Origin of the sequence: Methylovirgula sp. (assembly GCF_037200945.1) — a bacterium.
Taxonomy (GTDB): Bacteria; Pseudomonadota; Alphaproteobacteria; order Rhizobiales; family Beijerinckiaceae; genus Methylovirgula.
On record NZ_JBBCGP010000001.1, the window covers coordinates 101,635 to 126,710 of the forward strand.

General features: G+C 61.3%; 15 protein-coding genes. 7 read left to right on the forward strand and 8 right to left on the reverse strand.

Going from position 1 to position 25,076, the window contains the following annotated elements; all coding sequences use genetic code 11:
• Positions 1 to 200 precede the first annotated feature (200 nt).
• From WDN02_RS00530 to WDN02_RS00540, 3 genes are read left to right on the forward strand one after another with little or no spacing between them, the layout of a single operon-like run.
• A complete protein-coding gene (locus WDN02_RS00530; RefSeq protein WP_337291642.1) occupies positions 201 to 767 on the forward strand; it encodes a sigma-70 family RNA polymerase sigma factor in 567 nt (188 codons plus the stop codon).
• Positions 764 to 1,435, forward strand: a complete 672-nt coding sequence (locus WDN02_RS00535) for a hypothetical protein (protein WP_337291643.1) — start codon at positions 764 to 766, stop codon at positions 1,433 to 1,435. Before WDN02_RS00530 ends, WDN02_RS00535 begins: the two co-directional genes overlap by 4 nt.
• 42 nt (positions 1,436 to 1,477) lie before the next feature.
• Complete coding sequence (locus tag WDN02_RS00540) at positions 1,478 to 3,019, forward strand: S8 family serine peptidase (protein ID WP_337291644.1); 1,542 nt, start codon at positions 1,478 to 1,480, stop codon at positions 3,017 to 3,019.
• On the opposite strand, the gene WDN02_RS00545 is transcribed toward WDN02_RS00540, so the two are convergent.
• The 3 genes from WDN02_RS00545 to hrpB form a co-directional block, all read right to left on the reverse strand.
• Positions 3,020 to 5,107 carry an autotransporter outer membrane beta-barrel domain-containing protein gene (locus tag WDN02_RS00545; protein ID WP_337291645.1) on the reverse strand — a complete coding sequence of 696 codons (2,088 nt, stop codon included), beginning with the start codon at positions 5,105 to 5,107 and terminating at the stop codon, positions 3,020 to 3,022.
• Positions 5,047 to 6,132: a hypothetical protein gene (locus WDN02_RS00550; protein WP_337291646.1), complete on the reverse strand. Its 1,086-nt coding sequence runs from the start codon at positions 6,130 to 6,132 to the stop codon at positions 5,047 to 5,049. Before WDN02_RS00550 ends, WDN02_RS00545 begins: the two co-directional genes overlap by 61 nt.
• 245 nt (positions 6,133 to 6,377) lie before the next feature.
• Positions 6,378 to 8,855: an ATP-dependent helicase HrpB gene (gene hrpB / locus WDN02_RS00555; protein ID WP_337291647.1), complete on the reverse strand. Its 2,478-nt coding sequence runs from the start codon at positions 8,853 to 8,855 to the stop codon at positions 6,378 to 6,380.
• 265 nt (positions 8,856 to 9,120) lie between these two features.
• Between hrpB and WDN02_RS00560 the strand changes: the two genes are divergently transcribed.
• Together WDN02_RS00560 and mutS are read left to right on the forward strand one after the other, a co-directional pair.
• Positions 9,121 to 11,055, forward strand: coding sequence for a potassium transporter Kup (locus tag WDN02_RS00560; RefSeq protein WP_337291648.1), 1,935 nt, complete (start codon positions 9,121 to 9,123; stop codon positions 11,053 to 11,055).
• A gap of 86 nt (positions 11,056 to 11,141) precedes the next feature.
• Positions 11,142 to 13,829, forward strand: a complete 2,688-nt coding sequence (gene mutS / locus WDN02_RS00565; protein ID WP_337291649.1) for a DNA mismatch repair protein MutS — start codon at positions 11,142 to 11,144, stop codon at positions 13,827 to 13,829.
• A gap of 9 nt (positions 13,830 to 13,838) precedes the next feature.
• Here mutS and hrcA read toward each other — a convergent pair whose 3' ends face one another.
• Complete coding sequence (gene hrcA, locus WDN02_RS00570; protein ID WP_337291650.1) at positions 13,839 to 14,939, reverse strand: heat-inducible transcriptional repressor HrcA; 1,101 nt, start codon at positions 14,937 to 14,939, stop codon at positions 13,839 to 13,841.
• A gap of 143 nt (positions 14,940 to 15,082) precedes the next feature.
• On the opposite strand from hrcA, the gene WDN02_RS00575 reads away from it, so the two are divergent.
• Complete coding sequence (locus WDN02_RS00575) at positions 15,083 to 17,464, forward strand: tetratricopeptide repeat protein (protein ID WP_337291651.1); 2,382 nt, start codon at positions 15,083 to 15,085, stop codon at positions 17,462 to 17,464.
• Here the strand turns inward: WDN02_RS00575 and WDN02_RS00580 are convergent.
• From WDN02_RS00580 to WDN02_RS00590, 3 genes are all read right to left on the reverse strand, one after another.
• A complete protein-coding gene (locus WDN02_RS00580) occupies positions 17,421 to 19,571 on the reverse strand; it encodes a cache domain-containing protein (RefSeq protein ID WP_337291652.1) in 2,151 nt (716 codons plus the stop codon). The two genes, WDN02_RS00575 and WDN02_RS00580, sit on opposite strands and share 44 nt — an antisense overlap.
• Before the next feature lie 221 nt (positions 19,572 to 19,792).
• Positions 19,793 to 20,776 carry a beta-ketoacyl-ACP synthase III gene (locus tag WDN02_RS00585; RefSeq protein ID WP_337291653.1) on the reverse strand — a complete coding sequence of 328 codons (984 nt, stop codon included), beginning with the start codon at positions 20,774 to 20,776 and terminating at the stop codon, positions 19,793 to 19,795.
• Between the two features lie 97 nt (positions 20,777 to 20,873).
• Positions 20,874 to 21,140 carry a hypothetical protein gene (locus WDN02_RS00590; protein WP_337291654.1) on the reverse strand — a complete coding sequence of 89 codons (267 nt, stop codon included), beginning with the start codon at positions 21,138 to 21,140 and terminating at the stop codon, positions 20,874 to 20,876.
• 111 nt (positions 21,141 to 21,251) lie between these two features.
• On the opposite strand from WDN02_RS00590, the gene WDN02_RS00595 reads away from it, so the two are divergent.
• Positions 21,252 to 21,968, forward strand: a complete 717-nt coding sequence (locus WDN02_RS00595) for an RNA pseudouridine synthase (protein WP_337291655.1) — start codon at positions 21,252 to 21,254, stop codon at positions 21,966 to 21,968.
• A 9-nt stretch (positions 21,969 to 21,977) separates the two neighbouring features.
• On the opposite strand, the gene WDN02_RS00600 is transcribed toward WDN02_RS00595, so the two are convergent.
• Positions 21,978 to 25,073, reverse strand: a complete 3,096-nt coding sequence (locus WDN02_RS00600) for a multidrug efflux RND transporter permease subunit (protein ID WP_337291656.1) — start codon at positions 25,071 to 25,073, stop codon at positions 21,978 to 21,980.
• Between the last annotated feature and the right edge of the window lie 3 nt (positions 25,074 to 25,076).

The following is a 25,076-nucleotide window of genomic DNA, read 5'->3' on the forward strand; positions in this document are numbered from 1 at the left end:
TCAGATTGGATTAAGAACGCCAACCTGCGCTGGCACACCGGCGGCCAGCGCTAAACCTCAGCAAACCATGCTACTTAAAGGCGGTTCGGAGTTGATCTGGCCGCAGGCGGCGCACGACGCGCACGCGGCGGTGAATTTTTATTCGATTGCGATTGAACCTGCACACGCCCGGCGGCGACTAACATTGCGAGTCGATGGCCATGCCGATGCAAACGACGACGGACGAAGAGCTCGTCGGGCGAATCGCCAAAGGCGACCGTCTCGCGATGCAATTGCTGTTCGCGCGTTATCAGACGCAGGTCTATCGCTTCGTCCTGCGCATCGTACGCAACGAAGCCAATGCAGAGGATTTGATCAGCGACGTATTTCTCGATGTCTGGCGGCAGGCAGGAAAATTCGAGGGCCGCTCAAGCGTCTCGACCTGGCTCTTGAGCATCGCGCGTTTCAAGGCGCTGTCGGCCTTGCGCCGCAAGCCGGACAGCGCGCTCGACGAGGAAACCGCGAGTGCGATCGAGGATGGAAGCGACGATCCAGAGATCACACTGGCAAAGAAGGACAAGGGTGCTGCCATGCGTGCATGTCTCAGCAAACTTTCGGCGGAGCATCGCGAGATCATCGACCTCGTCTACTACCACGAGAAGTCGGTGGAGGAGGTCGCCGAAATTGTCGGCATTCCTGCGGCAACTGTGAAAACACGGATGTTCTACGCGCGTAAGAAATTGTCGGAACTCCTCAACGAACGTGGGATCGATCGAGGTTGGCCATGAATATTGCAGACGACGAGCGCAAGGCGATCGAGGATCTCCTGCCCTGGCGGGCCGCGGGCACGCTGAGTCGCAGCGAAACGCAGCGCGTCGATGCGGCGCTCGCCGTCGACCCTGAACTCGCACGCCGCTATGCGCTCGTCCGCGAGGAAGTCACGCAAACGATTCAACTCAACGAGGCTTTGGGCACACCGTCGTCACGCACGCTGAACGCCCTGTTCGCCAAAATCGACGCCGAACCAGGCCGTAAGCCGACGGCAGCCGCGGCCAATATTCTCGACCGTGTCGTCGAATTTTTTGCGAGCCTGTCGCCACGCACATTGGCCTTCGGTGCCGCTGCGGCGGCGCTCGTTCTGACCTTACAGGCCGGTGTCATCGGCAATTATGTACTCAAAGACAAAACGTCAGGCGGTTATGAAACCGCATCAGAGGCAAGCAGGGCGCTCGGCGCGGGCTCCTATGTCCTGATCCGCTTCGCGCCGCAGGCCAATGCCGATGCGATCACCAAATTCCTGCAAGTCAACAAATTGAGGATCGCCAACGGTCCGTCTGGGGGCGGTCTCTATCTTGTCCGCGCGACGCCGGCGAAAATATCGCCGGCCGATCTCCAAAGTCTCGCGGACAGACTGCAACACGACAAAGCCGTCGGCTTTATCGTGCCGTCGGAGTGATGTCGCCGCGCGGCGGCAAATGAGCCAGCAAGTGAGGTTGCCATGAAGAAGATTTCTGGAACTTTGCGGCGCTTCACTCTGGCGGTGTTTTCGATTGGATTTCTGGCGGGCCTGTTTGCTGACCTTCGGCCGGCTGAGGCGCAATATGGCATGGGCTTCGGCCGTTTCGGCGGAGGGCGGCCCATGATGGGAGGCCGCTATGCCAGCGGCCCTTATGGCTGGCGTGGGCGTCACCCTCTTCCACCGCGCACCGGCTGGCGCGGTGGCGGCTACTACCCGGGCTACCCTTATTCCGGCTACCCCGGTTCTTCCGCACCGCCCAGCCCCACCCATTCGGCCAGCCGCCCGGTGCATCGTCGCGTCGCGCAGAATGTGCCGCCGCCGCCGCCGAGGCACCGACACGCACATCGCGGCGGGGCAGGTCCTCAGTTCGTCGCGGCGACGAGACCACAACAAGTCATGCCGCACGAAGTCATCACCGAGTTTTCATCCGGCGCATCGCCCCAGACCATCGATCGTCTCGCACGTCGTTTCGACCTCACTCCCGTTAAAACGAAAAATTTCTCGCTCATCGGCAGTCAATTGACGCGTTGGCGTATCGAGAATGATCGTCCCGTCGAAAATGTCGTCGCCTCGCTGAAACGCGAAAATATCGTCGCCAGCGTGCAGCCGAATTATATCTTCACGCTTCAGGAGCAGTCGGTCACGCCGATTATCCAGGGCGATCCGGCGCAATATGTACTCGGCAAACTGGAAGTTGCCGCCGCGCATCGCCTGGCAACCGGCAGGCATATCCGCCTCGCATTGATCGATTCCGACATCGACGCGAAACAACCCGATCTCAAAGGCGCTGTCGTCAAAAATTTCGACGCGCTCGGCGGCAGCGCACGCCCGCATACGCATGGCACCGCGATGGCCGGTGCAATCGCCGCGCACGGAAAGCTTTTGGGCATCGCGCCGGACGCGGAGCTTTTGGCGGCACGCGCCTTCGATGATACGCCAGGCCTCGCACGCGGCAATTCGTTCTCAATCTACGAGAGCCTGCAATGGGCGGCGGACAATGGCGCACGGATCGTCAACATGAGTTTCGCCGGGCCGGAAGACCCGACATTGCACCGGATGCTGGCGGCAGCGTACCTGAAAAACATGGTGCTGATCGCAGCCGGCGGAAATTCGGGCGCAAAATCCGCCCCGCTCTATCCCGCTGCCGACCCCAACGTCATCGCCGTCACAGCGACCGACAGCGGCGACCACGTCTATGACATGGCCAATCACGGCGCTTACATCGCACTGGCCGCGCCCGGCGTCGAAATCCTCGTCGATGCACCGGACGATGCCTATCAGATTACAACAGGTACATCGGTGGCTGCCGCGCATATCAGCGGCATTGCGGCCTTGCTGCTGGAGCGCAAGCCCTCGCTCACGCCGGCCGACGTTCGCACGATCTTGATGGCGACGGCGCGAACGCTCGGCACAGCCGATCAAAGCGCCGAGTTTGGTGCCGGTCTGGCCGATGCCTATCGCGCGCTGATGCAACCCGACGCGACGTCGCCTAAACCCGCTGCCGTGCAAGCCAAAAAGTGATCACCAGCTATAGCGCACGCCGGCAGCGCCTCTGACCCCTTCACGGCGGCCGTTCCCAGTGTCGCCCACCGCCAGCTGGTAATCGGCATTGGCGTAGAGGCTGACGGCCGCGTTGAGTCGCATCGTCAAGCCCCCGCCGAATTGGAGACGGTCCGCGGCTTCAGCCAGCGGCACTTGATCGACGCCCGAAAAGACAGTGGTCGCCTGCCCGCCCCAATCACGCCAGAAATTCGCTCGCAGATAGGGCTGCCATTCCTCGCCTTGTGAGGTCTCGAAGGTCCAGCGGCCACGCAGGCCAAGGCGGCCTGTGACGCCATCTGTCGTGCCGAGAGCCACTTCGCCGAATTCATCGTTCGCCGAATCGAAAGCGACACGTTGGCCGATGATCTGGCCCTGCGGCTCGATAACAAATCCCGGCCCGAAGACCGGCAATGCGATCGGATAGCCGCCCTCGAGAGAGCCGATCAGCCCATAGCCGCTGGTCTCGAGTGAAGCGAATTGCGTCCCGGCAGAACCATCGTAGCGGGTTCCCTGCACGATGGCATCGAGATACCAGCCTGTTGGACCGTAATGCGTCCAGTAGCCGCCGGCCGACCAGGCATTGAGATTGAGCGTGCCGGTATGTTCAAAAATATAACCCGTCGCCGCGGCATTAGTGACGATACCGGAGACATCCGCGTAAGCATTCGCATAACTGAAATAAAGGCCAGCGGCGTCGCGATGCCCAGGTGCGAAGGAACCGCGCCAGAGATCGAGGCCGGCCTGAAAGCCGAGAAATTGGCCAGTGGTACTCGGCGCGGCAAAAGCCCGGTAGCTGTTGTCGATGCTCTGGCCAAACACCCGCACCCATGTGGAGGGATGCCGGTCGCCAGCGGCGCAATCGATCGGGCGGCGCCGCTCTAATATCGGCTTATCCGCCACGTCGCCTGAGTCTGCACAGGGTTGGCTCTCATCCAGCAATGTATCGCCGATGCGATCGTCTAGCGTACCAAGAATGGTCAGGCCCAACTCCCGCGCGATGGGCTGCACCGCGCCATAGGTCGCAATCTCCGGACCGATGATGGGATAAGTGCCGGGCGGCAAGGAACCCACGGGCGGCGGGTCCGGCGGAAGGTCAGTCTCCGGCGGAGAGGTCGGCGGCGGTGGCGGCTCGGGCGGCGGCGTGCCGGGCGGAACAGGCGTTAGCGGAACCTGTGGCACGACGAAACTCGAACGCAGGAACCAATCCTGCGGAACGCTGCCGTTGATACCGCCCTGGAAAAGATAATAGTCAAAAGCGCCACCGCGCACTTCCTGCCCGCCCAGTGAGAACGACCCGGCCGCGGTGGTCGCGCCATTGAGGGCGGAGACGACTTGAATGCCGTTAGCCTGCGTTTCAGCGCCCGGACCGGTCGTGTTGGTAATGCCCAGAATCGTCGTGCCTGTCGCAGCACCGCCATTGATGACGACCAGATCAGACGGCGCGCCGTCGGCGCCAAGATAGGTGTTGAGATCGATAGTTCCGTTGTCGCCGACATAATTGTTCGCGGTCAGCGTCTTGTAACTCGATAGGAGCGTCGGATCGCCGGTCGGCGCAGTATAGTCGATCTCGCTATTCGCGTTCGTCAGATTGGTGACGTTGGAATTGCCAGTCATCGTCCAAGTCGTCGCGTTTTGAAGCGTGACATTGGCCGTGCTGCCGCCGGTGGTCGTCATCACACCGGCGAGCGTCGAACCGCTCGCATTCAGTGCCGTGGTGCCACCGCCCTGCGTCAGCAGCACGGTGCCGTTGTTGACCGTCGCCGTGACGCCGGCGAGCGCGATATTGGCAGTTGAGCCATTGACGTCGAAAGAATTGCCTTGAGTGGCGGCGACCGTCACATTTGTCAGGTTCAGCGTGTCAGCCGCGCCGCCGCCGGTGAAAGCAAAACCGTCGGAATTAGCACCCGTCGTTGTTACGCTGCCGCCGGTCATATTGATCGTGCCGCCGGTCCGCAGCAGCCCGCCCGGTGTGTTCAATCCGCCAGTGCTGATCGTGCTGGCGTTGGTCAAATTGACCGTGCCAATGGTATCGGCTTGGACGCCCGCGCCGGAAGCGCCAGTCGGCACGCTGATCGCGACTCCAGATGCGTTGATAACACTGCCGCCCCCCGTGGCCTGCAGCCCAACTCGCCATTGCCACGACCGGAGACCGAGACACTGCCGCCGGTCATGTTGACGAGGGCGCCCCCCGCGGCTCGCACCCCCGTATCGAGATCGACCTGCGGCGGATTGTTCGGGTCTTCCACGACAACATTCGTGTTCGTCGTCGTGATCGTGCTGCTCGCACCGATGGCCTGAAGACCGAAATTCTGGCTGCCCTGGTCGAACATGTTGACGGTTGAGTTGGTCAGTGTGATCGAGCCGCCGTTTGCTTGCGCGCCGATATCGATGCCGCCGACGGGATTGCCGGATTGGCCAACGTTGATCGTCGTGCCATTTGCTGTGATTGAGCCACCGCTGGTCGCGGACAAGCCGAGGACCTGGCCACTGCCGCTGCCGAGTGTCATGCTTCCGCCGAGCAGGACGATGCTGCCGTTCGTTTGCGCCAACGCTCCGGTGTCTTGGCCACCGGAAGGAAAGTTGAGGTTGATGTTGCTGGCCTCGATCAGGCCCGAAGTATCGGCCTCCAGGAAAACCGAGCCGCCGCCGCTCGATGTGGTGAAGGTCGATCCCGATCCGGTGATTGTTCCCGCACTGTTGACATCGAGATAAATCGCGCTGCCGGGGCCACTCGCTTGGACGACGGGCTTGGCCGTACCGCCGCTCGGCGTCGTGAAGACTGTCAGATTGCTGCCGCTGATCACACCGCCGCCTGTCGCGACGATCGACTGGGGCCCCGGCGGCGGAAAGAAGCCCGGCGCTTGCAGCACCTGACCGCTCGGGATCGTGCAAGACCCGGCGTTCAGGCTAACGGTGCTTGGCTGGCTCGACTGATTATTCGCGATTGCGCAAGTCTGCGCGGCCGCAGGTGATATAGCGACACCGACAAATCCCACGATAGCCACATACGGGTACAGCCCGAGATATCGGCGGAACGCCGTGTCTTGCCGCGGATCAAGCCAGTACTTCGGATGGCGATACGAAGCGATCATGCACTTGGCCCTTGGGCTGCAAGCGAAAGCGTCACGATCAAGCTGGTCTAAACCGTATCACGAATCGCTAACGCGATCGCGCAAATGCGAAGCAATCATCGAAGCGCTGAGCTTTGGCGCGTTCATTTTTCGATAGTGCGACATTGTTGTCGCGGCGAATCCCACGCTTAGTGCGTATGATGCAACGGCACACACGAGCATTTTCGCAAACAATTTAATGCGCGAGAAATTTTGTTTCCGAATTCCTATGTCCCGCGCGGTTTTGCGCGAGTCGTTGGTGTTGCTTTGGCCGGATCGTCGGGCCAAAGATGGCGCAGGTAGCGGCCTTTCATATCCGTTTTCACTGAAGTCCAAGAGCCGCGCCAGAAGCCCGGCAGATCGCGGGTGATCTGCACCGGCCGATGCGCCGGCGACAGCAATTCGAGCGTCAGCGGCACCTTGCCCTTGGCGAGCGACGGATGTTGGTCGAGGCCGTAGAATTCCTGCACGCGCGCCGAAACAAGCGGGCCATTTTCGGCAGCGTAATCGACGGCGATGCGTGAACCGGCCGGCGTCTCGAAATGCGTTGGTGCCTCAGCCTCAAGCCGCTTTTGCATATCGTAAGGCAAAAGCGCGTGCAGAGCCGCTTCGAGATCGGCGGTTTCGATGTCGCCAAGAGCCGCCTTGCCAGCCAGATATGGCCCAAGCCAATCTGCAGCACTTGCCTGCAACGCCGCGTCGGACAGGTCAGGCCAAGCCGCATCATTTTCATTCGTGCGCAGAAAGTTCACCCGATCACGCCATTGGCCGAGCGCTTTGCTCCACGGCAGGCGTGTAAAATGCGATTGCGCGATACCTTCGGCGAGGCTGCGTGCGGCGTCCGGATGCTCGGCCGCGCTCAATGTCTGTTCGGCGAGAATCAAAGCGCCGAGACGACGCTGGCGACGCGCGACGATCTTTTCGCGCACAGCATCATATTGCAAGTCATCGCGTGTCACGATGTCCGCTCCCGCGAGCGTTTCGATTTCGGCGAGTGTGAGCGGCGCGGCGAGAAGGATGCGCGCGGCCGCCGCGCGGCCGGAGATTTCGCCAACCGCGAGATAGGCCTCGCGGGCCAATGTATCGTGCGGTTCGAGCGCCGCAGCACGGCCATTCGCCATCAAAAATTCGCCCGGCTTGCCGCGCGCCTTGGCAATGCGATCCGGAAAGGCCGCGGCGAGATGGCGCCCCGCGTCTGTCGCCTCCGTGCGGCCCCCGTCCGCGTTGGCTTGCTTCATTAGGCTCCTGACGAGCTTGCGCGCATCGTCCGCGCGGCCGCCACGTTCGCGGCGAAAGCGCTCGATCCGGGCCACGAGGTCGGCCGCGGCGCCACCGAGATTGCGTTCGGTCAAAAGCACCGACACTTCTGCTGCAAGCTCCGCCTCGCCGCTCGCCTTGGCTTCGACCAGCATGCGAGCGAGGCGCGGCGGCAGCGCAATCGCGCGCATGGCGCGGCCCGCATCCGTCAAGGCGCCAGTTCCGTCAATCGCATCAAGAGACGCCAGCAAAGTCCGCGCCTCTTTGATCGCGGGCTCCGGCGGCGGATCGAGAAAGCGCAGATCCCGCGCCGGGTCGCGCGCGCCCCAGGCGGTGCAATCGAGCAGGAAGCCGCTCAGGTCGGAATTGAGAATCTCGGGCGCCGCAAACGCCTCAAGCGCGCCGTTCGCGGCCTCCTGCCAAAGCCGGTAGCAGATGCCCGGCGCCGTGCGTCCGGCACGACCGCGCCGCTGATCGGCCGCGGCGCGGGAGACGCGCACGGTCTCTAATCTCGTCAGGCCGCGGTCCGGCTCGTAGCGCGGTACGCGGGCGAGGCCGGAGTCGATTACGACGCGCACGCCTTCGATCGTGAGAGAAGTTTCGGCAATCGAGGTTGCGAGCACGATCTTGCGGCGGCCGGGGGGTGTCGGCGTGATGGCGCGATCCTGCCCCGCTCGGTCGAGCGCAGCATAAAGCGGCGCGATCTCAATCGATGGGTCGCGGATCGCCTCGTCAAGCAGATTGGCCAACCGGGTGATTTCGCCCTGCCCCGGCAGAAAGACAAGGATCGAGCCGGATTCCTCGGCGAGCGCCTTGCGGATGGCGCGCAGGAGCGCGGGTTCGATCCGTTCTTGCGGATCGCGACCGAGATAAATCGTCTCGACCGGAAAGGCGCGACCCTGCGCTTCGATCAATGGCACGTCAGCGCCGAGCAAGCGGCCGACGCGCGCGCCGTCGAGCGTTGCCGACATGACGAGAAGCCGCAGATCCGGCCGCAGATGCGTCTGCGTATCGAGCGCCAGCGCTAGACCGAAATCCGCGTCGAGCGAGCGCTCGTGATATTCATCGAAGATCACCGCGCCGACGCCGGCGAGAGCTGGATCATCGAGGATCATGCGAGCAAACACGCCTTCGGTGACGACCTCAATCCGCGTTGCGGCGGAAGCGCGCGAGACCAGCCGCATGCGCAGGCCAATTGTTTCGCCGACGTTTTCGCCGAGCAAGGCCGCCATACGTTCGGCGGCCGCCCGCGCGGCGAGCCGCCGCGGCTCAAGCACGATAATCTTTTTATCGGCGGCCCAACCGCTTTCCCGCAGGGCGAGCGGGACGATGGTCGTCTTGCCGGCGCCCGGCGGCGCCACGAGCACGGCGGACGCGTGATTGCGAAGCGCCGCCTCAATCTGCGGCAGAACCTCGAAAACCGGAAGCTTGGCTTCGGAACTTTGCATCCCCCTGAATTGGCAGGCGATGCGCCAACGGGCAAGCTCCAACGGTTCCAAAGGCTGGAAGCCAAACGTGGACCATTTACAACGCGAAAGCAGTTGATGATGCTTGTTTGGGCGATTGAGGACGATTCCGCTTCTCGCGGCCGGGGGAAAACGCTATATGCCGCCGCCGACCGCGCTCAACCAACCGGTCGCTCCGCCGTTTGGCATCCGACTTGCCCCTATCCGGGTAACGTCATGCCAGCGTCCGGATTGAGGGCTTTTTTGAATGGTAGCGACCGCGCAAGACAAGGCCGCCAGCTCGGCCGACTGCGGGCCAATCGTTCCCAACAGCGGACAGTCTGATCATAAGAGCGGGATCTTCGGCCTAGCCGTCGGTTCCATCGGTGTGGTCTATGGCGACATCGGCACGAGCCCGCTCTATGCGCTGCGTGAATCCGTTAAACACGGCAATGCCGCCCATCGGATCACTGAGCAGAGCGTGACCGGCACCGTCTCTCTGCTGCTCTGGGCGCTGTTTTTCACCGTCACGGCCAAATATGTGCTGTTCCTCATGCGGGCCGACAACAAGGGCGAAGGCGGCACGCTCTCGTTGATGGCGCTGGCGCAAACGGCTTTCGGCCGCCGCGCCGCGCCAATTTTCTTTCTGGGTGTCGCGGGCGCGGCGCTCTTTTCGGGTGATGCGATCATCACGCCGGCGATTTCGGTTCTGTCCGCGCTTGAAGGTCTGAACGTCGCGACGCCTGTTTTCAGCGACTATGTTCTACCGCTGACGATTGTCGTGCTGATTTCCATCTTTGCCGTCCAGCGGCACGGTACGGCGCGCGTCGCCACCTTCTTCGGCCCGATGATGGTGATCTTTTTTATCGTCATCGGATTCCTCGGCGCCATACACATCCCCGACGCGCCGCGGATTCTGATCGCTTTCGATCCTCTAGTCGGCATCGCCTTTTTGTTCGGCCACGGCCTCGTCGGCTTTATCGTTCTCGGGTCAGTCTTTCTTGCGGTCACTGGCGCGGAAGCGCTTTATGCCGACATGGGCCATTTCGGCCGCAAACCAATTCAGCTCGCGTGGCTGTTCTTCGTTCTGCCCGCGCTCACCTTGAACTACCTTGGCCAGGGCGCACTGGTGCTCGCCAATCATGCGGCAGTCGAAAATCCATTTTATCTGTTGGCGCCGCATTGGGCGCTTCTGCCGCTGGTGATCATGGCGACGATTGCAACCGTCATCGCCAGCCAGGCGGTCATCACCGGCGCCTTCTCGCTGACGCGGCAGGCAATTCAGCTCGGCCTGCTGCCGCGCATGGATGTCCAGCACAAGTCCGCGACGCAGGAAGGCCAGATCTTCATCCCGAAGGTCAACCGCATCCTGCTGATTGGCGTGCTTCTCCTAGTCGTCCTGTTCAAGAAATCCGACTCTTTAGCCTCAGCCTATGGCATTGCCGTTTCGGGTACGATGGTTGTGACGACGGCGCTTGCCTTCGTCGTCGTCTGGCGGATGTGGAAGTGGCCGCTCTGGGGCGCAATCGCCTTCGTGTCGATCTTCCTCCTGGTCGATTTCACCTTCTTCGCCGCCAATCTCGTGAAGGTTGTCGACGGCGGATGGGTGCCGTTGAGCATCGCCGGCTGTTCGATGCTCGCGATGTGGACTTTCGTGCGCGGCAATGCGCTGCTCGCGGAGAAGATGCAACGCGATTCGATCCCGCTGAAGGAATTGATCCCGATGCTGGAAAAATCGAAACCGACGCGCGTGCCCGGAACCGCGATCTTCCTGACCAATCAGTTGACATCCGCGCCTTCGGCGCTTCTGCACAACATCAAGCATAATAAGGTGCTGCACGAGCACGTCTGGCTCATGTCGGTACGCACGGAAGACACGCCGCGCGTGCCAGCCGCCAACCGCTACGAAATCCATAAATTGTCGCCGGACTTCACCACCGTCACCGTGCATTTCGGCTATATGGAAAGTCCGCGTATTCCGGCCGCTCTGGCGCTACTGCGCAAGTCCGGCCACAAATTCGATATCATGACGACGTCGTTCTTCTTGGGGCGGCGCACCATCAAGGCCTCACCCAATTCCGGCATGCCGGGCTGGCAGGACAATCTTTTCATCGCCCTCTCCCGGCAGGCGATCGACGCGACCGAATTCTTCTCGATTCCGTCGGACCGCGTCGTCGAACTCGGTGCGCAAGTCACGATCTGATCAAGTCACGATCTGACGCTGCGTTAAACTCTGCATATCTCTTCCGCGCCCGTGCATCGGCGCCAGGGCTTTGCTAAGCTCCGCCCATGCAGAAGCGCATCATCATCGATCCCGCACCCGCCGGCAAGATCACGCCGATGATGGTGCAGTTTATCGAGATCAAGGCCGCCAATCCGGACTGCCTGCTGTTCTACCGGATGGGCGATTTCTACGAGATGTTCTTCGAGGATGCGGAGGTCGCTTCGCGCGCGCTCGGCATCGTGCTGACGCATCGAGGCAAGCATCTCGGCCGCGATATTCCGATGTGCGGCGTGCCGATCCACCGCTCCGACGAATATCTTGCCCGCCTGATCGCGCTGGGCCATCGGGTGGCAGTCTGCGAGCAGACGGAAGATCCCGCCGAAGCCAGAAAGCGCGGCAACCAGGCCGTCGTTCGCCGTGCTGTCACCCGTCTTGTCACGCCCGGCACGATCACTGAGGAAAGCCTGCTCGATCCGGCGCGGGCCAATTGCCTGCTCGCCATCGTCGGATTGCGCGACGCCAACGCAACGTTCGGCATCGCCAGCGTCGATATTTCGACGGGCGCGTTCGCGGTGACGGAAGTTGCCGCCCCAGCCCTCAGCGCCGAGATCGCACGCCTCGATGCTTCGGAGATCGTCGCGCCGGAGGTGCTTTGTGGCGATGCCGATTTCTCGCGTCTCGTCACCGACATGCGCATTCCACTTTCGCCGGTCGGTGGCGCGCATGACGATCCCGCCACCGCAGCCCGGCGGCTGGAGGATTATTTCGGCCTCGCGACGCTCGACGGTCTCGGCAATTTTTCGCCGACAGAGCGGCTCGCGGCCGCGCTGGCGATTTTCTACATCGAACGCACGCAGCGCGGCGCCCGCCCCGCTCTGAGCCTGCCGAGCCGGATGCGCTTCGATGCGCATATGGAGATCGATGCCGCCACCCGCGCCAATCTCGAATTGACGCGGACGCTCTCCGGCCACCGCGATGGCGCGTTGCTTGAGGCCATCGACCGGACCGTGACGCCGGGCGGCGGCCGGCTTCTCGCCGAGCGGCTGGCGGGCCCGCTCACGGATGTCGATGCGATCCAGCGCAGGCTCGATGCCGTTGCGTTCCTCCGCGATGATCGCGGCCTGCGTGACGATCTGCGCGTCTGCCTGAAATCTGCGCCCGATCTGCCGCGGCCGCTGTCGCGGCTCGCCCTGCAACGCAGCGGGCCGCGAGACCTTGCAGCCATCCGCGATGCCCTGCAAGCTGCCCAAACTATTTCAGCGCGTCTGCAGGCGATCGAAGGCTTGCCGGATGATCTGCGCGAGATTGCTGAAAATGCGTCGCGCGCCGATCCAGCGATCGCGGCGCATCTTGCTGAGACACTTGCCGACGAATTGCCGCTGAAGGCGCGTGACGGCAATTTCATCCAGCGCGGCTACGATGCCGAGCTCGACGAATTGCGCGGGTTGCGTGACGAGAGCCGGCGGATCATCGCCGAATTGCAGGCGCGCTATGCGGCGCTGGCGGAAACCAAACAACTGAAACTCAAGCACAATAATTTTCTCGGCTTCTTTATCGAAGTCCCGCAAGCACAGGGCGAGAAGCTTCTCAAGCCACCGTTCAACACGACCTTCGTGCATCGGCAGACGATGACCGACGCAATGCGCTTTTCGACAACGGAGCTTGCCGAACTCGAAGCCAAAATGTCATCCGCGGCCGATCGGGCTCTGGCACGCGAATTGGGAATTTTCGACAAGCTCAGTGCGCAAATTCTGGACGCCGAACCCGTGCTCAAAGCCGTGGCCGAGGCGCTCGCAACGCTGGACGTCGCGGCGGCGCTGGCCGATCTCGCCGAATTGCGCGGCTGGACCCGGCCGGAGATCGATACTTCACTCAATTTCGTCATCGAAGCCGGACGCCACCCCGTTGTCGAAGCCGCGCTTGCACGCGAGGGCAAGCCTTTCGTCGCCAATGATTGCAATCTTTCCGGTTCCGGAAGCGCGCCGGGCGTCATTGCCGTGATCACCGGCCCGAACATGGCCGGCAAATCGACCTATCTGCGGCAGAACGCACTAATCGCCGCGCTGGCGCAGATGGGCTCGTTCGTTCCGGCAAAGCATTGCAAGATCGGCATTGTCGACCGCCTCTTTTCACGCGTCGGCGCGGCCGACGATCTTGCCCGCGGCCGCTCGACCTTCATGGTCGAAATGGTCGAAACAGCGGCGATCCTCAATCAAGCGACGGAACGCTCGCTCGTCATTCTCGATGAGATCGGGCGCGGCACAGCAACTTTCGACGGCCTTGCGATTGCCTGGGCGGTGATGGAGCAATTGCACGGCAAGAACAAATCACGCGCGCTGTTCGCGACGCATTTTCACGAATTGACGCATCTTGCCAAACAGCTTTCGCGTGTCGTCAATCTGACCATGCGCGTTGCCGATTGGAAGGGCGATGTCGTCTTCCTGCATGAGATCATCGCGGGCGCGGCGGATCGTTCCTATGGCATTCAAGTGGCGAAGCTCGCGGGTCTGCCATCCGCCGTCGTGAAGCGTGCGCAAACGCTTCTCGCTGAATTCGAGGCCGGCGACCGCCGCAAGACAGTCAAGCCGATTGCCGACCTGCCGCTCTTCGCCGCGGCGCCGCCCCCACCTCCGGTGCCCGTGCCGAGCGAAGTCGAAGAGGCGCTCGATGCAATCGAACCCGATGAGCTTTCGCCGCGCGACGCCCAGGCAGCACTCTACAAATTGAAAGCATTGCTGAAGAAGGCGGAATGAAAGTCGCGCCTAAGATCCATGCACCAGACGGCCGATGATCTTCGATGTATAATCGACCATCGGCACGATGCGCGCATAGTTGAGCCGTGTGGGGCCGATGACACCGAGCACGCCAACGACGCGCTGCTGATCGTCGCGGAAGGGCGCCGCGATCATCGATGAGCCGGAGAGCGAGAACAACTTGTTCTCCGAGCCGATGAAAATCCGCACACCCTCGCCGCCCTCGGCGCGGCTCAAGAGATCGATGACGTCTTTCTGAGTTTCGAGATCGGCAAAAAGCAGCCGGATGCGTTCCAGATCTTCAAGCGCGGTCAGATTGTCGAGCAGATTGGCCTGCCCGCGAACAATGAGCTGTTGCCCCTGCGTGCTCGTCTCGATCCAGCTTGCATAACCGGCGGCCACCAGCCGCGCTGTCAGTTCGCCGAGTTCAGCCTCTGCCGCCGCGAGGCCCACTTCGATCTCGGCCTTGGTTTCAATGATGGTGCGCCCGGCGATGCGCATGTTCAGATAATTGCCGGCCTCGATCAGCGCCGACGCTGGCAGATCACGCGGCGTCTGGACGACGCGGTTCTCAATCGAGCCGTCAGCCGCGACAAGCACGGCCAGGGCGCGCTCGGGATCAAGGCGGACGAATTCGATATGTTTGAGCCGTGCATTCTCTTTGGTCGTGACGACCACGCCGGCGCTACCCGTCAGGCCCGATAACATGCTCATCGCATCGCTCAGAACGGCATCGAGCGCATGTTCCTTGGATGAGGCACGCACCTGCGCTTCGATCTGCGCACGTTCGTCCTGCCCAAGATCGCCGATTTCGAGCATCGCATCGACGAAGAAACGCAAACCGCGCTCGGTCGGCAACCGGCCCGCGCTGATATGGGGCGCGTAGATCAGCCCGAGTTCCTCAAGGTCCTGCATGACATTGCGAACAGAGGCCGGCGACAGCGACATCGGCAAAAGGCGCGAAAGCTGACGCGACCCGACCGGGCCGCCGTAGGTCAGGTAGGAATCGACGATATGGCGGAAAATCTCGCGCGAGCGCTCGTTCAGCAGCCCAAAAGCGCTGTTATCGGAGGCAAGCGCGTTGCGCGAAGGGTCAAACCGTTCCGTCATCTGCCTTTATGGCCCGCCCCCGCATCTTCCTCAACCCTGAAGATGGCCGGCCGAAGGCCCGGACGCAAGCCGTGCAGGCGGCGTCAGCCCCGGGAAAGATTGTTCAGATTCACTGCCACTGCTTCAAGAGCAAAGGCATTTCTATGGGTGGCGCACTGGCCGAAGCCAAGACGGACCTGCATGCGGTCGCTGATCACGCCCCGGCGCAGCTTCAGAGCGCTGTAAATGAGGCGCTGACATGTCTCGGTGCCGGCGAAACCGCCAAAGCCTGCGCACACCTCGATGAGGTGCAGCATCTTGCCCTGACCAGCGACGCCGCAAGCCATGTGTTCGGTCTGTTCTATTTCAACATTGGCGATGCCGCCTCGGCCCTCGGCTGGTTCGAGCAAGCACTGCGCCTTAACCCCGCTCATCTGGAAGCCCGCAAGGGCCGCGGGGTGGCCCTGCAAAGACTTGGCCGCGCGCCCGAGGCGATTGCCTGCTTCCAGGCCATCGTTCGCGACAATCCCGCCGATGCCGAAGCCGCGCATATGTGCGGCGTCCTGCTGCAAAACCTCGGCAAGATAGATGCGGCACTCGACGCCTATGATCGCGCGCTGCGAATAAAGCCAGATTATTGCGAGACGCTGCGCAATCGCGGCGCCTTGCTTGAACAGGCAGGACGTCTGGATGAGGCGCTTGAAGACTTTGACGCCTTGATTGCGCTGCGGCCCGGCGAGGCCGTCAACTATTTCAATCGTGGCTGTGTCCTGCAGAAGATGCAGCGTTACGAGGCGGCATTGGTCGATCACGAGGCTGCCGCGCGATGCGACGCCAATCTGCCGGAAAACGAAGTCAATCGCGGCAATGTGCTGCAAAAACTCGGGCGGCACGTGGAAGCCGCGAGCTGCTACGACAGCGCAATCCATTTGCGGCCGCATTATCCGCAGGCTTATTACAATCGCGGCATCGCGCGGCAAAAGATCGGCCGCCTGGCCGAAGCGATCAGCGATTTCGATGCGGCTCTTGCGCAAAAGCCGAACTATCCCGAAGCATTTTGCAATCGTGGCAATGCACTCAGCGACATGGGGCGATTGAACGAAGCCGTTACGTCTTACGAGCGCGCGCTCGCGTTACGGCCAGACTTTCGCCAGGCGCAGGTCAACCGCGCCAATGTCCTGTTCGCCCTTGGCCGCACGGAGATGGCGCGCAGCGCCGCAGCCGAGATTTTGACGCAGGATCCGGCCCATCCACAAGCGTTGTGTATTTCCGGCGCTGCACACCAGCGTCTCGGCGACCTTGAGACCGCGCTCGTCTTTCTTGATCGCGCCGTCGCGGCTCGCCCGGATTATGCCGAGGCCTGGCTCAATCGCGGCAACGTCCTGCAGGAGCAGGACCGCCTCGATGATGCGCTCGCAAGCTATGACAAGGCGTTGGCATTGCGTCCGGCCTATCCGGAGGTCTTGTCGAGTCGTGGTGTCGCGCTGAAAGAACTTGGCCGCCTCAACGAAGCGATGCAGGCCTTCGATGCAGCATTGCGGCTGAAACCCAATTATCCCGACGCGCGCAACAATCGCGCCGGGGCGCTGCTCAGCGCAGGCGATCTTGTGCAAGGTTTTGCGGCTTTCGAAAGTCGCTGGGAGCGCAGCAACGCCCCGCCAAAAACACTCATCTCGCCATTGCCACACTGGCGCGGTGAGCCGCTCCAAGGGCGGCGTATTCTCGTTTGGGACGAACAAGGATTTGGTGATCTCATTCAATTTTGCCGCTACCTGCCGCTGTTAACGGCGCAAGGTGCGGAGGTCACGCTTTTCGGCCGCAAGTCCATGTTCCGGCTGCTTTCGACCATGCCGACGCCGCCGCGCTTCGTCGATAATGCGCCGGTGCAAGATGGCTTTGATTACCAAAGCGCCCTGATGAGCCTGCCGCTCGCCTTCGGCACATCGCTCGCGACGGTACCGGCCAGCGTGCCTTATTTCCACGCCGAACCAGCGCGGGTTGCCACTTGGGCAGAGCGCCTCGGACATCACGGCTTTCGCATTGGCATCTGTCGGCAGGGCAATCTCAAGATCAATCTGAAACGCAATATGCCGCTCGCCTGTTTCGCCGAATTGGCCGCGATCCCGGGCGCTCGCTTGATCAGCTTGATGAAGGATTCCACGCCGGATTTCGCCACGGACTTTCCCGTCGAAACGCTCGGCGCAGATTTCGATGCCGGGCCCGATGCCTTCCTCGATACCGCTGCGGTGATGGCAAATTGCGATCTGATCGTCACGTCGGATACGTCGATCGCACATCTCGCCGGCGCCCTCGGGCGTCCAGTGTTTCTCGCACTTCGCCACGCGCCGGATTGGCGCTGGCTTGCTGCTGGCACGCAATCGCCCTGGTATCCGACGATGCGGCTGTTCCGCCAGACGGAGCGCGGCAATTGGGGACCCGTCTTTGCCCAGATCGCCAAAGCGACGCGCGCGCGCGTATCGCCGCTACCCAGGGCTAGACTGCTTACGAGTGGGCGTAGCGCCGCGCGGGAGTCAAAGTGGTTGTGATCTTTTCCGAAAGTTCGGCACGCGTGAACGGTTTCGGCAAAACCTGAATGCCGTAGACGAAGCGGCAACGTTCGATCGTCGAGTCCTGAACATAGCCGGTGGTCAGCAAGACTTTCAGATTGGGCCGCAGTTTTATGGCTTCTTCGGCGAGTTCAGCACCAGTGACGCCCGGCAGACCGACGTCGCTGAACAAGAGCGCGAGCTCGATGCTGCTGCGCAGGATCGCCATGGCTTCCGCGGCGTTCTTCGCCTCCCGCACGTCGAAGCCGAGGTCACGAAGAATTTCGGCTGAATAGACGCGCACCTCTGCATCGTCCTCGACGACAAGCACAGTGCCCGCCCGCGCTTGCGGTGACGCCTCTGTGGCCGGCGCTTCGATTGTCGGCTCCTCATTCTGCGCACGCGGCAGATAAAGCCGAACAATCGTGCCCTGCATCAGCACGCTTTCGATGCGGACATGGCCGCCGATTTGTTTGATGAAGCCGTAGACCTGGCTGAGGCCCAAACCCGTCCCCTGTCCCGTTGGCTTCGTCGAAAAGAACGGTTCGAAGACGCGATCCAGAACCTCTTTTTCAATTCCCTTGCCGGTATCGGCAATCGCCAGCAACACATACTCGCCATGCGCGATTTCGGGCTCGTCGGTTTGCCCTTCCGCGAATTGGCAATTGCTGGCGTTAATGCTCAGGCGGCCGCGCCCATCCATTGCGTCACGTGCATTGATCGCGATATTGAGAATCGCATTGTCGAGCTGGTTGAGATCGGCAAAGGCCGGCCAGAGACCGGGCTCCGTCGTTGTGACGATCTCGATGTTTTCCCCCAGCGTCCGTCGCAGCAGGTCCGACATCGAGCCGAGGACGCTCTCGATCTTCGCGCCGCGCGGCTCAAGCGGCTGCCGCCGCGAAAACACGAGCAGTCGCTGGGTGAGAACGGCGCCCCGCTTGGCTGCATCGAACGCATTATTCGCCCAACGATTGAGCCGTGCATCGCCTTTCTCCGTGTGGCGCTTCAGCATTTCAAGATTGCCGAGCACCGCGGTCAGGAGATTGTTGAAGTCGTGCGCGATGCCGCCCGTTAACTGGCCGATCGATTCGAGTTTCTGCGCCTGGCGCAATTGCGCCTCGGCCCGTTCGCGCTCCGCAATTGCCTTGCTGCGCTCGCGGTCAGCGGCCGTCAACGCATCGTAAGTGTTGAAATGGCGAACGAGCAGCCAGAGTACGCAGCAAAGAGCAATGCCGAACAGGAAAGTTCCGACAGCGATGAGAAGCCGCGCCTGGCGCCAATCCGCCAGAACATGGCTCTTCAGCCGCGAAATATTGACGACAAGCGGAAATTCGTCGACCGCCATCGTCGCGACGATCCGCTCCGGCCTGTCGATCGTGTCTGTCGCTTCAAAAGTGACCGGCGTTCCCGGCTGCAAAATTCCTTCAAAGGATTTGATCTTGTAGATCTGCCCGATCGAGCCCGACGCAGGGTAGCGCGCCAGCAGCGTACCGTCGCTGCGCCATAGGCTCACCGCACCATAATCGCCGATCTGCAGCGTCTTGTAGAGATTTTCGAGATAGGTCAGATCGATGGCCGTGGCGACGACACCGATGAAGTGTCCCGAGGCATCATCGACGCGACGCGCGAGATAGATCGACCAGGTCTTTGTGCTCGCATTATATTCCGGCTGGCTGAGATAAGACCCGCTGATCGGTGTATCGCGCAGAACAAGAAAATAATCGCGATCCGAAAAGTCTAGGTTCGGCGCTGGATAGGTTTTTGTTGTGCAGATCAGCTTGCCGTCCGGACCTATGAGGCTGGCCTCGCGGATTTGCGGAATGCCGACGATGCGCGATTTCAGCAGAAGAAACATCTCGACGCTGGCGCGCTTGCGGATGATGTCTTGCGGCTTGGTGATACCGCCCAGCGTCAGATCGTCCTGAAGGCTCGACAGAACGAGATCGACGCTCTGCATCGTGCGCTGCGTTTCTTGCGAGAACAAAAGATCGAGCGCCATCAATTCGCGCCGCGCCTCCGCAACGTCGCGGATGCGAAATTCACGCACCGACAAAATAGCACCGAACGTCGCCAGCAGGATCAGCAGAATGCCAAACCCGACGATCATAGGTTTTGGTTTTAGCAGCGGAGGGCGCGAACCATCCGCACGGGCGCCATCTAACGGCAAGGCATTTCCCGTCATGCATTGTGCTCAGCCTACGGACCCCCCGAGGCCAGCATCGGCACAATCGACGGCTCAGGTTAACAGGACCAGACGAGAAAGGAACCCATACCACGATGGTAAAAAGGTGATCAAAAATGACAATATTTTTCAGTAAGTTATGTCTACTACCAGCGGACGAGCGCGCTGCCCCATGCCATCCCGGCGCCAATCGCCATCATCGCCACGAGATCGCCAGGCCGCAAACGCCCGGCGCGATTCGCTTCATCAAGCGAGATAGGCAACGACGCGCTCGACGTATTGCCGTAGCGATCGATATTCAGCCAGCATTTTTCGCGCGGAATGCCGAGCCGGTCGACGACCGATTCAACGATGCGGATATTCGCCTGATGCGTGACGACATGATCGATTGCACCCGGCTTGAGGCCATTGGCGGCGAGCGCCTCAAGAATGACTTCGGGCAACGCGCGGGTCGCGTATTTGTAGACTTCCCGGCCATTCATCGAAATCTTATTGAGTTTTTTTGCCAGCACGTCCTCGGATTGTGGATGTTTGCTGCCGCCCCCCGGAATCGAGAGCATGCCAGCCGCGGTGCCATCGGAATGGAGATGCGTCGAAATCAGACCGCGCCCCGGGTCCGGCGACGGACCAAGCACCATCGCGCCAGCCGCGTCACCAAAGAGAACGCAGCTGCTCCGGTCCTCCCAATCGACGAGGCGGCTCAAAAGCTCCGCGCCTATGACGAGGACGCGGCGCGCGCTGCCCGTGCGGATGAATTGATCGGCAATCGCCATGCCATAGAGCGAGCCTGCACACGCGGCAGAAAGATCGAACGCAAAAGCCCGCGTCGCACCAAGTTTCGCCTGAACGAAGACGGCACAGGATGGCATCGGCATATCGGGCGAGATCGTCCCGACAATGATCATGTCGAGATCGGCTGGATCGGTTTCTGCCATTTCCAGGGCCTTGCGCGCTGCCGCGACCGCCATATCCGACGTCACCTCGCCGTCGGCCGCGATGCGACGCTCCTTGATCCCCGTACGTTCGGTGATCCACGCATCCGAAGTATTAATGATCTTTTCAAGATCGTGATTGGTGAGGATGCGCGACGGTGCGTAAGATCCCGTCCCCAAAATATGGGTATGCGTCACTGGATATCTTGTCCTTCAACACCGCACGCGCGGCTCAGTTCAACGCATAGGCTGAAAAGCAGGATACCGCAATCTTGGAAGACCCAATGACTCGGGCCTATTTACCGTGAGAACTCTCGCCCTCGGCATCGCTGACGCGGAGTTGATAGGAACGGCAGAGTTCGCTGATCACATCGCGGGCGCCGCGGAGCGCCGCATTGTCGACGCGCGGCCGAAATCCCGCCAGCGTCCAATTCGTGCCGCCGGCGGAGGCATCGCGTGGTTGAATGAGAATATCGTCGACGTTTTCAAAGCCTTCACGCCCGCGCAATGCGTCGAGACAAATTTCCCGCAATTCAGCTTGTGAACGAAATTCACGCGGCATGTCTAAACCTCTTGTCCAAACCTCTTGGATTCAAAAATCGTCAGCGTACGACTGCGTGATGATGTCTATTAAACGCTGCAACCTGCTATATGTTCCCCTCGAGGCTTGGACATGACCGGCGCGTGCCTGGACGACCTGCAAACACGCCTGCTTTACCGCGACGCCTTGATGCTCGTGCTGAACAAGCCCGCCGGCATCGCGGTGCATCGCGGCCCCAAGGGCGGCATCTCGCTTGAGGCCGGTTTTTCGACTTTACGCTTCGGCCTGCCGCGCGACCCGGCGCTGGCGCACCGGCTCGATCGGGATACCGCTGGTTGCCTCGTGCTTGGCCGGCATCACAAGGCGCTCGAAAAGCTTGGACTTCTGTTCAAGCAGGGGAAGATCGGCAAAACCTATTGGGCGGTGGTGGAAGGCGGCCCGCACGATGACGACGGCATGATCGATCAGCCGCTCGGACGGCTCGATGCGACGCGCGGCTGGTGGATGAAAGTCGATCCGCTTGGCCAGACGGCGCAGACGCGATGGCGGGTTCTCGCGCGTGGACTTGAGAAGACGCTGCTCGCGCTCACACCGCTGACTGGCCGCACGCACCAATTGCGGGTCCATTGCGCGGCAAACGGTTTCCCCATCCTCGGCGATCCGATTTATGGTCATGGCGAGCGGGACTCGCGCCTGCATCTGCTCGCGCGGGCAATCGAAATCCCACTTTACAAGAATAAACCGCCGATCAGGGCGGAGGCGCCCGTGCCGCCACACATGCAGGCCGAAGTTTCGGCGCTGCTCGACGGCACTTTAACCGGCAGCGCGCAATCGCCAGACGTCGCGTAGACGCCCGCGTTATTCTGCGGGCGCCGGACGGGGACCAAAATCGACCGCGGCGATCTCTTTCCGGCGCGTCGAGTTTGCTTCCGCGCGATGATCCTTTGCCAGCACCGTATAGACCGCGGGCAGAACGAAGAGCGTAAACATCGTGCCGATCGACATGCCGCTGACGACGACGAGACCGATCGAGAAGCGGCTCGCGGCGCCAGCACCAGAGGCGACGACGAGCGGAATGAGGCCGGTTACCATCGCCGCGGTGGTCATAAGGATCGGCCGCAGACGGACGCGAGCGGCTTTCTTGATCGCCTCGACGCGATCAAGATTCTCATGAATCTGCAGTTCGCGTGCAAACTCGACCATCAGAATGCCGTGCTTGCTGATGAGGCCGATGAGCGTCACGAGGCCAACCTGCGTATAGATGTTGATCGTCGCCACGCCGAAGAAAAGCGGTACGAGCGCACCACTGATGGCCATCGGCACGCTGATCATGATGACGAGCGGATCGCGCAAGCTTTCGAATTGCGCCGCGAGCACCAGGAAGATGATGATGAGCGCGAAGAAGAAGGTGACCGCAAGCTGATTGCCTTCCTGCACGAATTGACGCGAATCCGCGAGATAATCGTGGTTGAAGCCCGCCGGCAGATTTTTCGCCTCGCCCTCAAGGAAGTTAACGACGGTGCCCATCGTGACACCCGGCATCGCCACGGCCTGGAAGGTCGCGGAATTGAGCTGGTTATAATGTGTCAGAGCATTCGGATCGGTGCCGGTCGAAATCGATACGACGGTCGAAAGCGGAATCTGCGCCCCCGTCAGTGACGGCACATAGTACGTCGATAGAAGCTTGGGCGTCAGGCGGAAGCTGCGTGGCACCTCCGGGATCACCTCGTAGGAACGGCCCTGGAGGTTGAACCAGTTGACGTAATTACCGCCCATCATCAGCGCGAGCGTGTCGCCGATCTGCTGCATCGTCAGCCCGAGGTCGCTCGCCTTGCTGCGGTCGATCTTGATGCGGACGACGGGCTGATTGAACTGAAGATCGCTGTCCGTGACGATGAAGAGCCCGCTTTTACGCGCGTCCGCTTTGATCTTCTCCATCTCGGTATAAATGTTGGAGAAGCCGCTTGTTGAATTAATGACCATCTGGATCGGCAAGCCGCCGGGGCCGCCAGGCAGCGCCGGCAGATTGAAGGCAAAGGCATTGACGCCCGGAATTTCCGACAGTTTCGCTTGCACCAGCGGCTTGATCGCCATGGCCGAGCGTTTGCGCTCGTCCCAAGGCTTCAACAACATGCCGGAAATGCCCTGGTTCGGCGACGGTGTGCCATTGAGAACGAAGCGCAGATCCGTCTCGGGGAACGTCGCGAAAGCCTTGTCGAGCTCCGCGCCGTAATAATCGGCGTAATCGATATTGCCGTATTGCGGCGTCTTGGTCAGAGCAAAGACGATGCCCTGATCTTCTTCCGGCGCGAGTTCGGAACTCGAATGCATGTAGAGGAAGACGACGAGGCCGAGAATCGTCGCCGCGAAAAGGCCGGTCGCCGCGCGATAGTTGAGCGAACGGTCGAGGCGGCGTCCATACCAGCCCGTCACCGCGCTGAAAACCTTGTCGACGATCTGCGCGAAGCGGCTCGGCTCGCCTTGCTTGAGCAGCACCGAACACATCATCGGCGACAACGTCAGCGCAATGATACCCGAAACCACGACCGAGCCGGCGAGCGTGAAGGCGAATTCACGGAACAGGATGCCGGTCAACCCACCGAGGAATCCGATTGGCGCGTAAACCGCGGCAAGCGTGATGGTCATGGCGATGACGGGCCCGACGATTTCACGCGCGCCGATCAGCGCCGCCTGCACTGGCGTCTTGCCCTCTTCGACGTGGCGGTAAATATTTTCGACGACGACGATGGCATCGTCAACGACGAGGCCGATCGCCAGCACCATCGCCAGCAGCGTCAGCAAATTGAGGCTGAACCCCATGATCATCATCATCGCGCAGGCGCCGACCAGCGACAGCGGAATGGTGACGACCGGGATCAGCACGGAGCGGAACGAGCCGAGGAACAGGAAGATAACCACGACGACGATCAGCACCGCCTCGATCAGCGTGTGCTCCACCTCGTCGATCGAAGACTGAATGAACTTGGTCGAATCGTAGGCGACCTTCATCTGCAGCGAGGGCGGCAGATTGCGTTCGATGGTCGGGAACAGTGCGCGCACGCCCTTCACGATCGTCAGCGGATTGCCTTCCGGCGTTGCCTGCACGCCAATGAAGATCGCGTGTTCGCCGTTGAACGCGACGCTCGAATCCTCGCTCTGCGCGCCGAGATCGACCTTAGCGATATCCTCGATGCGGACGAGGCCGCCGTCCTTAGACTTTACGATCATCCGCTTGAACTGATCGATATCGGTCAGGTCCGAATTGGTTGTGACGTTCGAGACGGTGTAATAGCCCTTCGTCTGGCCGGAAGCCGCCTGATAATTATTGGCCTGGATTGCGGCGACAACCTCCGCCGCGGAGACGCCGCGGCCAGCCATGCGGATCGGATCGAGCCACAAGCGCATCGCAAAGGTCTGGCCGCCGAGAATGTCAGCCGAGGCAACGCCGTCGACCGTCGACATCAACGGCTGGATGACGCGGGTGAGGTAATCCGAGATCGCCGAGCCGGAAAGTTCGGTGCTCGAGAAGCCGATATACATGACGGCCGTGGTCTGGCCGGTCGATTTGATGATGATCGGGTCGTTGGCGGCTTTCGGGATCTGATATTTGACCTGATTGACCTTCGCCATCACGTCGGTCAGCGCCTGATTGGGATCGGCGTTGAGCTTCATGTAGACGGAGATCGTGCTTGTCCCCTGCACCGACTGCGACGTCATGTAGTCGATGCCTTCGGCCGAGGCGACCGCCTGCTCGATTGGCGTCGTGATGAAGCCCTGCATCAGGTCAGGCGAAGCGCCGGGATAGCTCGTCGTCACGGTGATCACCGTGTTCGACAATTTCGGATATTGGCGCACTGGCAAATGCAGGCCGGCGTTGATGCCGATCAGCAGGATGAGCAGGCTGACGACAAGCGACAGAATCGGCCGCTTGATGAAAATATCAGTAAAAGCCATCTC